We start from the raw sequence: 15,169 nt of genomic DNA on the forward strand, positions 1-15,169 counted from the left end.
ATAATGTATTGGACTGCTACCTGTTTGACACCCTTGATGAGGTAAGGGAAGTTACCTGGCAATGGATGGATGATTATAACAATCACAGACCGCACGACAGTCTTGGCAATATGCCTCCAACCGAATATGCCGCTTTATCCGCTTTTGAAGGCGATAGACAGGCGTGTTAGGGTATTTAGGTTTAGGTTAATTTGAAGAGAATTTTGTAAAATTACGCAGTCTTAATTCGGGGAAGTCGACAAATGTGTGCGCCAAGTTTGACCCCTCCTCCACTTCCTTTTGATGCGTGAAAAACTGCGTATCCCATATTTAAGTTTTTTAAAATTGTTTGATTATTTCTCGGATATGTTTTCGAGAGATAAACAAACAATGTCCCTTCTTTTGCCGTTCAAGTTTACGAATGGCAAACATCAAAAATGCGTTAAATCGCTTGCGGTTAGTAGCGTTTTTGGCAAAGTCCGAACAGGACTTTGAAGCCCTCTGCAAGAGCCCACTTTACAGAGCATAGCGAATGTAAAGTCTAATGGGCGAAACCTTATTGAAACAAAGGTTCTAACAAGAGACAAAAAACAACCGACAAAGGTTGTTGATTTCAAGTAAAGTTTTTAACTTTATTTTAAACAAACAAATTCCTTATTCTAAGCTATCTTAATAGTGAAGATTAGGGCATTTTTTATAAAAAAATATAATTTTCTTTAATTATTAATATTTTTTACACATTCAATTATAAACAATTAATTACATGATTATGAGAAAATCAAGTATTATTATTAAATTTTTGTTTTATTTCTTTTTATTTCATTTGGATTTTCTTTATTTAATTCTTGTGAAAGAAGTGATAAGGATACTATAGAATTGGATAAAAATAATGAATTAGATATATCTGTAAAAAAAGGAAAGGTAGATGTAAAAGTTTTTTCGAATTTACTCTTAGCGATGAATCCTTCGTTAAAAAACCCTATTATAGATGAAGTTCAATTTTTATCAGATGGTGATTTTAAAATAACTTATTTTGATAACGATATTAAAAAGTCATTTTTAGTTCAGAATAATAAAGAAGGTGTTGTACAACTTACTTGTGGGGGTTCTTGTGGGGGGAGAGGCATGCGATGAAATGAGGACAACAAAAACGAGTGAGGGCTGGATTACTCAATGTGAAGGATGTCAAAATTGTAGTTTAATTATTACTGAAATAGATCAGCCTAATGCTAAAAATATTATTTCAACTATTACAAATAATACTTCTTCCTTAAAGAATATTGCAAAATTAAGCTACAAAAACACACTTAAAGGAAAAATTGCATCTAGTGAATTGAATAGAAATTTAAATTTAATAGAGGTTTCTTCTATTAAATTTAGTCATTTAGAAGATGGTAATATTTTTGCTTTAGTTGAATATAGTGATTCGTTTGATAATACTTCTACATATGCTTTATTAGATGATGGTAAAACTGTTACAACAATTGATTGTACTGGTTCTTGTGATTGTAAAGAACAATATATTCATTCAACAAAAACAACTCAATGTTCTTGTGACCAATGTAAAATGACAATTACTGTTGAAGAAGTTAATGAAAATCCCAATCCATAATATTAAATATATAAAACAGGAACATATAAATAGCCATTGAATTCGGAATTCAATGGCTATTTATGTTTATTTCTTTTTTCGTGCTAGATTTATAAAAGGTCTTTCGAAGATAAATGCATTTCCTCATTCAACTGTTATGGACTATCATGCATGCTCTACGACAACCTCACCTCATTGAACCTGCGCGTAACATTTTTTCTCCACAATAGGCATAAAAAAGTTGATTTAGCACTATTTTTATAGTAGATTTAAAATGTTTTGTTCACCTTTAAAACCAAACTACTGAAAAAAGGATATGCTTAAAGCTTCATTAACTTCCATTTTATTATTTTTTTGTTTCAACAGTTTTGCGCAACTTACTTTGCAGCAAAAATTACAGACCGATATCCCGTTAAATACTCAATTCCAATTACTTTTGTCACAATCACGAAGTCAAGATGCTGATTTCAAGATCATAAGGAAGTCTAACATTGAAATCATCCAGCGCAATGTCAATGACTCCATAGCTCGTTATACGAAGGAGATTACCGCGCTGAAGAAAAATTCTTCTTCCTCCTCCCAGCAGGTTGAAATCCTGCAGGACTCGGTGAAAGCCTTAAGCCAAAGCCTTGCCGAAGAGCAAAAGAAAACCGACAGCATATCTTTTTTAGGAAATAATTTTAGCAAATCGGCTTACCATACTATGGTGTGGAGCATCATCATTGTTTTGGCTATCCTTTCGTTTGCCCTGCTGACCGTATACCGAAAAGCTAAAGTGGATGCTGTGGAGCATCAAAAGACCGTGGATGAACTACAAAACGAATTCCAAAGCTTATAAGAAAAAAGCTATGGAAACCGAACAAAAACTAAAACGACAACTGTTAGACGAACAGCTTAAAAGAGATTCCTAATCTTTCTAGCTTTTGTCCCTGACAATATTAAAATTTAGAACGGCGAAGGAAATGTATTCCTCCGCCGTTTCTTATTGACCTAAATAAAGATAAATCAATATTATTTTACTGCAAATCTATATTCTGTCTTTGAGGCATATTTTTCGCCGGGCTTCAAGACGGTGGATGCAAAATTAGGATGATTGGGTGCATCAGGAAAATGTTGAGTTTCCAGACACAAGGCTGAACGGTATGGGTAAGTCTGTCCCTTTTTACCTTTAGGATCATTTTCCGACATGAAATTACCACTATAAAACTGCAATCCCGGTTCGGTAGTTAAAATGGTCATTTCTATTCCGGTCCGTGGTGCATAAAGTTTGGCCACCTCCGCAAAATTTTCCTTTTTGTTGAGTTCAAAGTTATGGTCATATCCTTTGCCAAAAGCAATCTGAGGATGGTCCTGACCTATGTCCTTGCCTATTTCCTTACTAACACGGAAATCAAAAGGTGTATTCGTCACATCTATCCCTTTTCCTGTCGGGATAAGTTCTGCATCCACTTCGGTTATTTTATCGGCATCTATCCACAGATGGTGATCCAAGATGGTGGAATCCCCTGTTCCATTGAGGTTGAAATAATGCATGGTTTGTCAAATTCAACACGGTTTCCTTATCTGTTTCTGCATCGTAGGTTATCTCTAAACCTCCCTTATCATTCAAGGAGTAGGTTACCTTCATCAACACATTCCCTGGATATCCGGCTTCTCCATCCGGAGAATAGTAAGAGAAAGTAATGGACGTAGAGGAAGCTTGATCTACTTTCCATACCTTATTATATACTCCATTGAAGCCGCCATGCAGAGTATTATTGTTGTCGTTCTTCTCCAAATTATAGGTTGTGTTGTTCAACACGAAGGAGGCCTTACCTATACGGTTGCCATACCTACCGACAATGGCGCCGTAGAAATTTCGGCTGTTCTGGATAAATTCTTCCGCCGTATCATATCCCAGCACCACATCCACGAAAGAGTCTTGCTTATCCTTCACTACTAAAGACACAATCCTAGCTCCGAAATTAGTAAGCTGAACTTTCATGTTGTCATTTACAATTTCATAAAGGGCAACCCTTTGACTGTCCAATTGTGTTGAGAAATGCAACGAATCTACCCCAACTGTCGCAATGGATGTTGTCGTGTCTTCTTTCTTGGCTTGGTGGCATGCGGTGGCAAGGGATACTGCCAGCACCCAAATAATTTTTTTCATCATAACTTAAGTTTATTTTCTTAGTTTTTTCATTCAGATTAATAAATTTACTAATATCATTATAATCCACCTAATTTTATATATCTCAATCACTCATGAAGAATAAAAAAGGATAGCCTATAGCTATCCTTTTACTGATGTTAATTATAATTTACGTTCGAGATAACCACCTTTTTCGCTATCTACTACAATCTTAGCATTTTTGGGATTTCCTTTTACTATCCATTTGACCCGCACTTCGGACATGCCGTCAATGGTAGGAATTTCAATCTGATACGGTTTATATTTTTGCTCGACAGTAACATTGAAATCTTTATCCAGAATACGCATTCCTGTGATGACTTCGGCACCTTCCAAGCGGATATAATCCGGTCGGTTTACCGCATATTTTACATCATGATCAGAATGGGTAGGAATGATTCTGCTATTCCACACGGTAGCTACTACTTCTGTAAGACCATCGCCTAGACTTTTCGTCGACACATCCACAAACTCCAACTTTGGGGTGTGGTAAGCATGAAAGATTGTGAAAGCCGCATTACGATGGGCATCCTCCAACAGAAGGAATCCCGGATGGTTTCGGGTATAATTTTTCTTCGCGCCTCCGATTTCTATTTTTCCGAACTGTGGATGGTCAAATTCTTTCCAAGGTACATAAGCATCGCCAAACAGCAACAGTTTGTCAAACTCATAGTATTCATCATTACGTCCAAAACCACTCGAAGGAGATTTCTCATTGAATAGTTTGTAGGTAGTCATGAGCTCGTTTGAGAAGGTATATATACCTCTTGTAAGGGCGAAGAAGTCAATCTCACCGCCGAAAACGGTATACAGATCTTTATGTATTACAATATAATTATATCCCGGAAGCATACGTTCTCCGGTTTTGCCTAAGGCGTCATATACCTGTACGTCTTTTCTTGAATAGTATTTGTCGTCTTGGGCAGCTCCCGGTCCTCTAAGAATCATGCCACCATAATTGTGATAAGATTGCGCGCCTGCAATATTTCTGTGTTTATAGAAAAACTCTTTTACTGCTTGCGTTTCCGGCAAAGTTCCAGGGTAATACAAGGCTCCATTTTGCACATAGGTAGGCTGCCAATTCCATCCCCAGTCGCGGTTAGGATCGTATACTCCGGTCTGGTCTTCATTTACCAGCCGTCGCCATCGTTGTCGATCCCTTCATACCCCAACAGCTCGTATTCACCAACCTCTCCCGGCTTGGCGAGCACCATACGGTTAGGATTGTCTGGATCCACCTTGTAACGACCAGTCTTGGACTTTCGACGCATCATACTATATGTCCATCACCGTCCAAGTCATCGAACATATCTTCAGCAACCTGTCCATCCCCGTCATTATCAAATGGCCTTCTTCCCGAACGTGAGGAGTGCATGGTATTCGGCTCGTATATAAAGTAATCACGCGAGTCCGGATTGATGGTTGGCGCGATATAGAAAATCTTGTCTTTCAGTAAATCTTGAATAAACTGCACCTGATGGAAGTTTTCTACAAGATACCATGCTGTATACATGGCAATCTCGGATCCTTGCAGCTCATTGGCGTGGATATTGCCATCGATCCACATCGCGGGCTTGCGGTCTGCATTTCCAGAGTTAAAATCCGTGATGGAAAGCACCCAAATATCGCGGCCTTCATAGGACTTACCTATGGATTCATACTTCACTAGGTTAGGATAAGCTTTCTGTAAATCCTTGCAGAATTGCTCTATCTGCTTAGTATCGTGGTAGCGGTTCCAGTTCATCTGCACCTTAGGGTTGGCAGGAGAACCTATTGCCCGCAATCCCGGGATATCGATTTCTTCACCTTTTTTCTGTGCAAAAGCAGTCGAAAAAGAAAGGGAAGTCAAAAGAGCAGCACACAAAATATTTTTGAGTTTCATAAATGTCACTTTATAATTTTACATCCATTTTAATTTCACCTGCGCTAGGGCAACCGGCAGTGATGGATACGGTACCTTGCCTTTTATGAGCCACGAGAAAGATAGAGATTGGCCCGCCCCCAAAGAGGAATATAGCTGCAGTCTTTTTCCATTGAGGAATTGTTGGTTTTTCTGAAGCTCACAGACAGTCTTAAACTTAGGTATAAACTTTATCTTGTCCGCTATCTCGGGGTAGCTGGCTGTCTTACCTACGTTGGTCACGGTAAGCTCTACACGATACACATCTCCTCCTAGGGGTGTCACCACGGGCTGCTCGTATACCAGCTGCGGCATGGCATCTATCAGCTTAGAGACAAAGTTTGCATGTAATTTTGCCGGTTCAGACAAAAACTGAACGGGAGGATTGTTTTTAAAGATTTCTACTACGCCACCCACTTCCACTTCTTGATTCGGGAAGTTAGGATGCTGTACTTTGGTCCATGGAAGGATAGCTCCAGCGACATTATTTTTGCTTACCCAATGATAGAACACATCTTCCGGTTTCACCTTCTTCGAAGAATCTTGGGCTACAGGCCACCACAAAGGGGTTGCAAAGCTAAATTTCCCTAAATGATAATAGGCCGTATTGACAAAATTTCCCGGTTTATGCTCCATTCTAGGTGCTTCTCCTAATCCTTTGACAGCCTCCTTATAAAGAGTACTCACGTACTTGGACACCTCAGCATCGCTTTCGCTCCAAGAGCTGATGATTCTTTCTCTAGCCTTTGCTGGATTATATTTTTCAGGTTCCGAAAGGTTGTTGGTCAATCCGAAATGTACTATTCCCCAAATCTGCGGGTTAGCGAAGATGAAATCCACCAGAGCCCTTGTTTCAGGTTCTGAAGCAGCATACTCTCCACTTTCGGATACAAATGCAGGATAGTCGAAGGTAAAGTTTTTGTCTATATTTACTCCCCCTTCCCCATCTTCGCCATATTTACCGTCAAAGTCGGCATCTATACCTTCGGTGAGCAATAGGTATTCTCCCTTTTCGCCTTTGCTTCTGTCGGCTTGCACCAGTATATCCTTAAAGGTAGGGTGTACTCTATAGGTTCCGCCGGCTCTTTTGACACGCATCTGAGCTATGACTCCATCACCATTAAGATCTTTGGCAGGATCTTCGTCGACACGTCCGTCTCTGTCATTATCAACAACTCTCGCATTCCCGGACAGCCAGTGACCTGTTTTAGAGTTTCTTTTATAAGCATCAGGATTTACCAGAGGAATAATCCATACCGAACGACCTGACAACAAGCGGTTCAACGAATCAGGAGCCAAAGAAGTCAAGCGGTCTACCACCTCTAGACTGCCCACCACTCCTGCAGGATGCTTGCCATCAATACCTGCCACCACTAATAAGGTAGGTTTAGCCTTCTTGTCCTGTTCTATTTTGATGACAGGAATGTTTTCACCCCCAAAGCTTTTACCCACAGATTCTACAGCCACGTTTTTCTTTCCTTTCAGCTGGTTGATTCTGTTAAGCAAAGCATCATAGGACGGATAATTAAACTGGGCAAAGCTCCAGTAGGGAGCCATAGCGCAAAAAATCAAAAAAAACTTCCTCATTTTAAATTGAAATGAAAGTATAATTGGTTGTTATGTTTTTCTTGTATAAAGATAAATATATGTTCAAATCAAGGAAGTAACATATATAATACAATTCAAAAGAAGGGCTTTGGAACGAAATAAGACAAAAATAAAATTATTCTTATAATCGTTTTGGTTTTCAATCAGATATACATTATTTTTGCAGTCCGAAAAGTAAGCTATAGAAGTAGCTTATAATAAATTGATTAATAAATTTTAGTCCCTATAATATGCCCAATATTGGTAAAATAGCGCAGATTATCGGCCCAGTGGTTGACGTCACCTTTGCCGACAATGAAAATCTTCCTAAGATTTACGATGCATTGTACATTCAGAAAGAAAATGGTCAACGTATCGTTTTAGAAGTACAACAACACTTAGGTGAGGATCGTGTTCGTACTATTGCAATGGATGCTACAGAAGGTTTAGTACGTGGCATGGAAGTAGTTGACACTGGCGCTCCTATCAAAATGCCTGTTGGCGAAGAGATCAAAGGTCGTGTATTCAACGTAGTTGGAGATCCTATTGATGGTATTCGCGAATTGGACAAAGCTAATGGACGTCCTATCCACAACACACCTCCAAAATTCGAAGATTTATCTACAGAAACAGAAGTACTTTATACAGGTATCAAGGTTATCGACTTGTTAGAGCCTTATGCCAAAGGTGGTAAAATCGGTTTGTTTGGTGGTGCCGGTGTAGGTAAAACCGTATTGATCCAAGAGCTTATCAACAATATCGCTAAAGGACACGGTGGTCTTTCAGTATTCGCCGGTGTAGGTGAGCGTACTCGTGAAGGTAACGACTTGTTGCGTGAGATGTTGGAGTCAGGTATCATCAAATATGGCGAAGAGTTCATGGAAGACATGGAAAAAGGTCAATGGCCTTTGAACAAAGTTGACTATGAATTGATGAAAGACTCTAAATGTACTTTCGTGTTCGGTCAGATGAATGAACCTCCAGGTGCACGTGCACGTGTAGCCTTGTCAGGACTTACTATCGCCGAGTACTTCCGTGACGGCGATGGAGAAGGTAAAGGTCGTGACGTGTTATTCTTCATCGACAACATTTTCCGTTTCACACAAGCTGGTTCTGAGGTATCCGCTCTATTAGGACGTATGCCTTCAGCAGTAGGTTACCAACCGACTTTGGCAACAGAGATGGGTTTGATGCAAGAGCGTATCACTTCAACTAAAAACGGATCTATCACTTCTGTACAGGCCGTATACGTTCCTGCCGATGACTTGACTGACCCTGCTCCTGCGACAACTTTCGCTCACTTGGATGCAACAACAGTATTGTCACGTAAAATTGCTGAGTTAGGTATCTATCCAGCGGTAGACCCTCTAGATTCTACCTCTCGTATCCTTACTCCTGCAGTTCTTGGTGAAGAACACTACAATACAGCTCAACGCGTAAAAGAAATCTTACAACGCTATAAAGAGCTTCAAGATATCATCGCTATCTTGGGTATGGATGAGTTATCCGATGAAGATAAACTTATCGTACACCGCGCTCGTCGTGTTCAACGTTTCTTATCTCAACCTTTCCACGTAGCAGAACAATTTACAGGTCTGAAAGGTGTGTTCGTAGACATCAAAGACACTATCAAAGGTTTCAACATGATCTTAGACGGTGAAGTAGATGAATACCCTGAAGCAGCTTTCAACTTAGTAGGTACTATTGAAGAAGCTATAGAAAGAGGTAAGAAATTATTAGCAGAAGCAGCAGTTTAATTATAGGTATTGAGTACTGAGTATAGGGTAATGAGATTTTCTCTACTCCGTACTCAATACTCCATACTCAATACTATATATAGCATGAAATTACAAGTAATAACTCCAGACAAATTAGCATACGAAGGCGAGGTAACAGCCGTGACTGTCCCTGGCTCTGCAGGATCTTTTCAGATTTTGAAAGATCACGCTGCTATTGTCTCTACCTTAGAAGACGGAAAAGTCATTATCAAAAGCGGTAATGGCGAAGAGGTCATTAACATTAAAGGTGGTGTGGTTGAAGTTAAGGACAACAATATCATCGTTTTGGCCGAAGGAATAGTACAAGGATAATAACATTAAAAACATGATAGAATAGCCCTTAAAACTTCAGGTTTTAAGGGCTATTTTTTTTACAACTTTTTCACCGTATAAGTCCATTTTGCGAAGATTTTTGCAGAAATTTTCATTTTTCTCCAAAAAACCAAAAATAAACCAATTTTAATTTTAGTTTAGTCTTGAAAAAATATAATTTTATCATCACTAGAAAAACAAACAATAAATAGCTAATTACAACAAAATCAACCAAATAAAAAACTTTTTTAAAATACTCTTTTTGTCTATTGTATAGAATTTTTTTTCATCTTAACTTGAGCTAGCATCTAATTCGGAGATTGTACACATGCTTTGGGGAGAGACTTGTACAGATTAAATTTTAAGGTTATGCAATACTATAATCAGAACACAAAAATCTTTCTAAACGGCGAATTTGTCCACGCAAAATCGGCCGGCATAGATTTGTTCGGACAGTCGTTGCATTATGGCTATGGTGCATTCGAAGGATTACGCGCTTACAACACCCATAATGGAACTCGAATCTTCAAAGCTGAAGAACACTTCGAACGATTAAAAAAATCCTGTGAGTCTATCGGTCTACCCTATCGTTGGAACAATCGATATCTCATCGAACAGTGTTATGAGCTTTTGGAGCTGAACAACCTACGCGCAGCTTATATAAGACCGCTTGTGTTTTCTGGTTCAAATATGCATTTGACCTCTTCGGAAGATGCAAATATCATGTTGGCTGCTTGGGAGTGGGGACCTTACTTGGGTCAAAACTTGTTGCGTGTCAACATTTCTTCTTACGAAAGACCCAATCCAAAATCTTTCCATATCGACGCAAAGATCTCAGGACAATATATCAACTCTATTCTGGCGAGTACTGAGGCTATACGTAAAGGATTCGACGAGGCACTTCTCTTGGATCAGGACGGCTATGTAGCACAAGCGTCAAGTGAAAATTTATTTATTGAAAAAGACTATAAAATCTACACACCGCCATTAGAGAATGTTTTCCCGGGCATTACACGTCAAACAGTCATCGATATCTGTAAGGAATTAGGCATCGATATCATCGAAAAGAAACTTACAGTACAAGATGTATACACTGCAGATAATGCTTTTCTCTGTGGTACCGCCGCCGAAATTATAGGCATCAAACAGGTAGACGATATAGTATATAAAGAAGAATGGGAATATAGTATCGGAGCTACTATTCAGATAAAATATAAAAACTTAGTATTAGAGCAAGAGAATTATGAAGTCATCATCTGATAACGCAACAGGATTAAACAAATACAGCCGAATATTTACGCAAGATGAAACGCAACCTGCTGCCAAAGCGATGTTGTATGGTATCGGTCTTACCGACGCCGACATGCACAAAGCACAAGTAGGTATTGCCAGCATGGGATACGATGGAAACACCTGTAACATGCACCTAAACGATTTGGCCCAAGTGGTCAAGAAAGGTGTGTGGGCAAACGACTTGGTAGGACTTACCTTCGGTACTATCGGTGTGAGCGATGGCATGAGTAATGGAACGGATGGTATGCGCTACTCTTTGGTATCTCGCGATGTTATCGCCGATAGTATAGAAACCATCTGCGGCGGTCAATATTATGATGCTGTAGTTGCAATCCCTGGATGTGACAAAAACATGCCTGGCGCTATCATGGCTATGGCCCGATTGAATCGTCCTTCCATTATGGTGTACGGAGGTACCATCGCTCCCGGACATTATAAAGGACAGGAGCTGAACATCGTTTCGGCATTTGAAGCGCTAGGGCAAAGACTTTGCGGCAACCTTTCGGATGAGGATTACGAAGGTATTATCAAACACACCTGTCCCGGACCTGGAGCCTGTGGCGGTATGTATACGGCAAACACCATGGCCTCCGCCATCGAAGCTTTAGGGATGAGCTTACCTTACTCCTCCTCAAATCCTGCCGTATCAAAAGAAAAAGAAAAAGAGTGTCTTGAAGTAGGAAAATATATCCGCCTTCTATTAGAAAAAGACATTAAGCCTTCAGATATCATGACGCGCAAGGCTTTCGAAAATGCCATGCGTCTGATTATCGTTTTAGGAGGTAGTACCAATGCAGTATTGCATTTCATCGCTATAGGCAAGGCTGCCGGCGTAGACATCACACAGGATGACTTCCAACGCATGTCGGATCAGACTCCCGTACTGGCAGACTTCAAACCTTCCGGCAAATATCTGATGCAAGACCTACATCAATATGGCGGTACCCCTGCCGTGATGCGATACCTGCTAGATGAAGGTTTATTGCATGGAGACTGTTTGACTGTAACAGGAAAAACCGTTGCCGAAAACCTAGCCAACGTAAAGTCTATCATGGAGTATGACCAACCGATCATAAAGCCATTGGACAAGCCTATCAAGCCTACAGGTCACCTTCAGATATTATACGGTAACCTTGCTGAAAAAGGCTCTGTAGCCAAAATATCGGGCAAAGAAGGGGAACGCTTTGAAGGACCAGCGCGCGTATTCGACGGCGAACATGACTTCGTGGAAGGCGTTACCTCCGGACGTATCAAAAAAGGCGACGTGGTCGTTATCAAAAACGAGGGACCGGTTGGAGCTCCCGGCATGCCGGAAATGTTGAAGCCAACCTCCTTAATCATCGGAGCAGGTCTAGGCAATTCCGTAGCTCTTATTACCGATGGGCGCTTCTCGGGAGGAACGCACGGCTTCGTAGTAGGACATATCACTCCGGAAGCCTATAAAGGAGGGCTTATCGGTCTGGTAGAAGACGACGATATCATCGAAATTGACGCGGTGAATAATACCATTACTCTGAAAGTCGATGAAAATGTCATCGCCCAACGTCGCGCCAAATGGCAACAACCTGCTCTCAAAGTGACAAAAGGCGTGCTTTACAAATACGCCAAAACCGTATCAGATGCATCGGAAGGCTGCGTTACAGACCTTTAATAAATAAGACACTAAAAAAGAAGAGGTAAGAAACCAGCTTGTTGAGTTTTACTTTTAACAAAATACTACAAAATGAATACACTGGAGAAAACAGAAACAAAGCAATCACAAACTATTGCAGCCAACACACAGATTTCAGGCTCGCAAGCGGTATTGGAAGCTTTGATTCATGAAGGAGTAGATACCGTATTTGGTTATCCAGGTGGCGCTATCATGCCTATCTACGACGCATTGTATGACTACAACGACAAGATCAAACATATTCTGGTCCGCCACGAACAAGGTGGAATACATGCAGCTCAAGGGTATGCACGTACTTCTGGACGTGTAGGTGTGGCTTTTGCTACTTCAGGACCGGGTGCCACCAATTTGGTGACAGGTTTAGCAGATGCCATGATCGACAGCAACCCTATAGTGTGCATCACAGGACAGGTGTTTGCTTCCCTGCTAGGTACGGATGCGTTCCAAGAAACGGACGTAGTCAACATCACAAGCCCTATTACCAAATGGAATTATCAGGTAACGGATGCTACAGAAATACCAGCTGTATTAGCAAAGGCTTTTTATATTGCCCGTACAGGCCGTCCGGGTCCCGTATTGATTGACATTACCAAAAACGCACAATTACAGTTATTCGACTACAAAGGTTATACGCCTTGTGATCACATCCGCAGTTATCGACCTAAACCTATTGTGCGTAAAGAATATATAGAAGCTGCGGCAGATGTTATAAACGCCGCAGAACGCCCTTTCGTATTGTTCGGTCAAGGGGTAATCTTAGGGAAAGCCGAACAGGAATTTAAAGAATTCATCGAAAAAGGAGGCTTCCCTGCTGCTGCTACAGTCATGGGTTTAGGCGCTTTGCCAACAGACCACCCACAGCATGTGGGGATGTTGGGAATGCATGGCAACTATGCTCCTAACGTTCTGACCAACAAATGTGATGTGTTGATCGCTGTGGGTATGCGCTTCGACGACCGCGTCACAGGACGTCTGGATAAATACGCCAAACAGGCGAAGGTTATTCACCTAGACATAGACCCAGCAGAAATCGACAAAAACGTAAAAACTAACCGTTCCGGTATGGGGAGACTGTAAAGAAACTCTCCCTATGTTGACCGAACTTATCAAGAAAGGCAACTACGACAAATGGTTACAAGAGTTCAGAACTCTGGAGCAAGAAGAAGTTAAAGAGGTTATACACGATGAGCTTCACCCTAAAGGAGACATTATGACCATGGGAGAGGTAGTACGTGTGCTGAACGAACTTACTGGAGGCGATGCCGTCATAGTAACAGACGTAGGCCAGCATCAGATGGTAACTTGCCGCTACGCCAAGTTCAACCAATCTAAATCCAACGTCACTTCCGGTGGATTGGGTACCATGGGCTTCGGTCTTCCAGCAGCAATAGGTGCTTGGTACGGCACACCTCATCGTGATGTCATCGCCATCATCGGAGATGGAGGCTTCCAGATGACCATCCAAGAATTAGGAACCATCATGCAGTTTGGCGCCAAAGTGAAAATATTAATCCTGAACAACCAGTTCTTGGGTATGGTACGTCAATGGCAACAGCTGTTCCACGACAAACGTTACTCCTTTGTGAACATAACCAGCCCGGACTTCGTCACCGTGGCCAAAGGGTATGGCATCCAAGGGCAAAAGATTTCAGAACGCAAAGACCTTAAAGAGGCCTTGCAAACTATGTTGAACCACGACGGAGCATACCTCCTAGAAGTAATGGTGGGAAAAGAAAACAACGTATTCCCGATGGTTGCACAAGGTACTTCTGTATCAGAAATTAGATTGAAATAAAATGGAAAAGCAAGAATTTACCATTACGATATACACAGAAAACGCCGTAGGGATGATCGGCCGTATTTCTAATATCTTCTCACGTCGCAAGATCAATATAGAAAGTCTGAACACCTCTCCTTCAGAGGTTGAAGGCATACACCGCTTCACGATCTTGATTACCGAGTCGGAAGATGTAGTACGTAAACTCTGTCGTCAGATACGAAAAACAGGTGGAAGTGCTTAAAGCATATTTCAATACCAATGACGAACTGATATGGCAGGAACAGGCTTTGTATAAGGTTCCTACCCAAGTGGTAAACGAAAAAGTGTATGTAGAACGTCTATTGCGCCAATACGGTGCCAATGTGGTGGTAATCCGTCCGGACTATATCGTTTTCGAAACAGCCGGTCACCGCGAAGAAATCGACAAACTAACTCAAGAGCTCACAAAATACGGCTTGATAGAGTTCGTACGCGGAGCACGTATCGCCATCATCAAGGCTAGCGCCGGCTTCCACGAAAAACTAAAACAGTTTGAAAAAGAAGAACCGGCACCGGAAATAGTGGAAAACGAATACTTGGATCAACAGGACAAAGTGTTTACGATGTAATTGGAAATGGAGCAGGTTTTTAAATTTATACGTAATACACGTCAAGCTTTCATAGAACTTCTGGATGGCCTGACCCTAGAACAGATTAACCAGATTCCGGAGGGATTCAACAACAATATCATCTGGAATTTCGGACATATTGTGGTAGCCACTCAAGCCCTTTGTTATGTACGCTCGGGCATCCTTCCCGATGCCAGTTCTATAAAATACGTACAATCCTACGTCAAAGGGTCTAAGCCTACCTATTTTGTGTCACAAGAAGAGGTGGATGAGCTGAAAAGATTGGCGATACAGACTATCGATCAGATCGAACAAGACTACAAAGCCGGAAAGTTCAGCAACATAACTCCTTTTGCTACTGACACTTACAAAGAAACATTGCCTAGCATAGAAGATGTTATCACACTCACTGCGGGTCACGACAACCTTCATTATGGCTATGCAATAGCACAAAGAAGATTAATCAACAAATAAATTAATTAACGAAAAGACATAG

15 protein-coding genes and 2 pseudogenes are annotated in these 15,169 nt (G+C 41.0%); 11 read left to right on the plus strand and 6 right to left on the minus strand.

Annotation, left to right across the window (positions count from 1 at the left end; all coding sequences use genetic code 11):
• From SD31_RS16085 to SD31_RS08805, 4 genes are all read left to right on the plus strand, one after another.
• On the plus strand, nucleotides 1–170 hold a 170-nt coding region (locus SD31_RS16085; protein ID WP_156138286.1), incomplete at its 5' end, for an integrase core domain-containing protein.
• A gap of 685 nt (nucleotides 171–855) precedes the next feature.
• Nucleotides 856–1,113 (plus strand): hypothetical protein, encoded by a 258-nt coding sequence (locus SD31_RS08795; protein WP_039053850.1) that lies wholly within the window; start codon nucleotides 856–858, stop codon nucleotides 1,111–1,113.
• Nucleotides 1,079–1,591, plus strand: coding sequence for a hypothetical protein (locus SD31_RS08800; protein WP_156138287.1), 513 nt, complete (start codon nucleotides 1,079–1,081; stop codon nucleotides 1,589–1,591). Before SD31_RS08795 ends, SD31_RS08800 begins: the two co-directional genes overlap by 35 nt.
• 415 nt (nucleotides 1,592–2,006) lie before the next feature.
• Entirely contained in the window at nucleotides 2,007–2,408 is a 402-nt protein-coding gene (locus SD31_RS08805) for a hypothetical protein (protein WP_156138288.1), read from the plus strand.
• Nucleotides 2,409–2,581: 173 nt separating this feature from the next.
• Here the strand turns inward: SD31_RS08805 and SD31_RS18980 are convergent, their stop codons facing one another.
• From SD31_RS18980 to SD31_RS08820, 6 genes are all read right to left on the minus strand, one after another.
• The gene (locus SD31_RS18980) at nucleotides 2,582–3,061 is read right to left on the minus strand and encodes a hypothetical protein (RefSeq protein WP_231561376.1); all 480 of its coding nucleotides are present in this window, start codon (nucleotides 3,059–3,061) and stop codon (nucleotides 2,582–2,584) included.
• A complete protein-coding gene (locus SD31_RS18985; protein ID WP_231561377.1) occupies nucleotides 3,030–3,725 on the minus strand; it encodes a hypothetical protein in 696 nt (231 codons plus the stop codon). Before SD31_RS18985 ends, SD31_RS18980 begins: the two co-directional genes overlap by 32 nt.
• Nucleotides 3,726–3,866: 141 nt before the next feature.
• Nucleotides 3,867–4,880 carry a M14 family zinc carboxypeptidase gene (locus tag SD31_RS17395; RefSeq protein WP_197053636.1) on the minus strand — a complete coding sequence of 338 codons (1,014 nt, stop codon included), beginning with the start codon at nucleotides 4,878–4,880 and terminating at the stop codon, nucleotides 3,867–3,869.
• On the minus strand, nucleotides 4,874–5,017 hold the full coding sequence (locus tag SD31_RS17400) for a hypothetical protein (protein WP_197053633.1): 144 nt from the start codon (nucleotides 5,015–5,017) through the stop codon (nucleotides 4,874–4,876). Before SD31_RS17400 ends, SD31_RS17395 begins: the two co-directional genes overlap by 7 nt.
• On the minus strand, nucleotides 5,014–5,625 hold the full coding sequence (locus SD31_RS17405) for a M14 family zinc carboxypeptidase (protein ID WP_197053634.1): 612 nt from the start codon (nucleotides 5,623–5,625) through the stop codon (nucleotides 5,014–5,016). Before SD31_RS17405 ends, SD31_RS17400 begins: the two co-directional genes overlap by 4 nt.
• Before the next feature lie 18 nt (nucleotides 5,626–5,643).
• Nucleotides 5,644–7,200 carry a M14 family metallopeptidase gene (locus SD31_RS08820; protein ID WP_052258858.1) on the minus strand — a complete coding sequence of 519 codons (1,557 nt, stop codon included), beginning with the start codon at nucleotides 7,198–7,200 and terminating at the stop codon, nucleotides 5,644–5,646.
• Nucleotides 7,201–7,481: 281 nt separating this feature from the next.
• Here SD31_RS08820 and atpD point away from each other — a divergent pair, with 281 nt between their 5' ends.
• The 7 genes and pseudogenes from atpD to SD31_RS08855 all read left to right on the plus strand — a co-directional run bounded on the left by atpD (nucleotide 7,482) and on the right by SD31_RS08855 (nucleotide 15,147).
• Nucleotides 7,482–8,987 (plus strand): F0F1 ATP synthase subunit beta, encoded by a 1,506-nt coding sequence (gene atpD / locus SD31_RS08825; protein WP_039053853.1) that lies wholly within the window; start codon nucleotides 7,482–7,484, stop codon nucleotides 8,985–8,987.
• Nucleotides 8,988–9,071: 84 nt separating this feature from the next.
• Nucleotides 9,072–9,320, plus strand: coding sequence for an ATP synthase F1 subunit epsilon (gene atpC, locus SD31_RS08830; RefSeq protein WP_039053854.1), 249 nt, complete (start codon nucleotides 9,072–9,074; stop codon nucleotides 9,318–9,320).
• 369 nt (nucleotides 9,321–9,689) lie between these two features.
• Entirely contained in the window at nucleotides 9,690–10,580 is an 891-nt protein-coding gene (locus tag SD31_RS08835) for a branched-chain amino acid transaminase (protein ID WP_039053855.1), read from the plus strand.
• Nucleotides 10,564–12,264, plus strand: coding sequence for a dihydroxy-acid dehydratase (gene ilvD, locus SD31_RS08840; RefSeq protein WP_039053856.1), 1,701 nt, complete (start codon nucleotides 10,564–10,566; stop codon nucleotides 12,262–12,264). The genes SD31_RS08835 and ilvD overlap by 17 nt, the downstream gene beginning before the upstream one ends.
• A gap of 72 nt (nucleotides 12,265–12,336) precedes the next feature.
• Nucleotides 12,337–14,080 (plus strand): annotated as a pseudogene (gene ilvB, locus SD31_RS08845) (biosynthetic-type acetolactate synthase large subunit).
• Between the two features lies 1 nt (nucleotide 14,081).
• Nucleotides 14,082–14,673 (plus strand): annotated as a pseudogene (gene ilvN, locus SD31_RS21265) (acetolactate synthase small subunit).
• A 6-nt stretch (nucleotides 14,674–14,679) separates the two neighbouring features.
• Nucleotides 14,680–15,147, plus strand: coding sequence for a DinB family protein (locus SD31_RS08855; RefSeq protein ID WP_039053866.1), 468 nt, complete (start codon nucleotides 14,680–14,682; stop codon nucleotides 15,145–15,147).
• Nucleotides 15,148–15,169 lie beyond the last annotated feature (22 nt).

The organism is Sphingobacterium sp. T2 (assembly GCF_000814685.1).
Taxonomy (GTDB): Bacteria; Bacteroidota; Bacteroidia; order Sphingobacteriales; family Sphingobacteriaceae; genus Sphingobacterium; species Sphingobacterium thermophilum.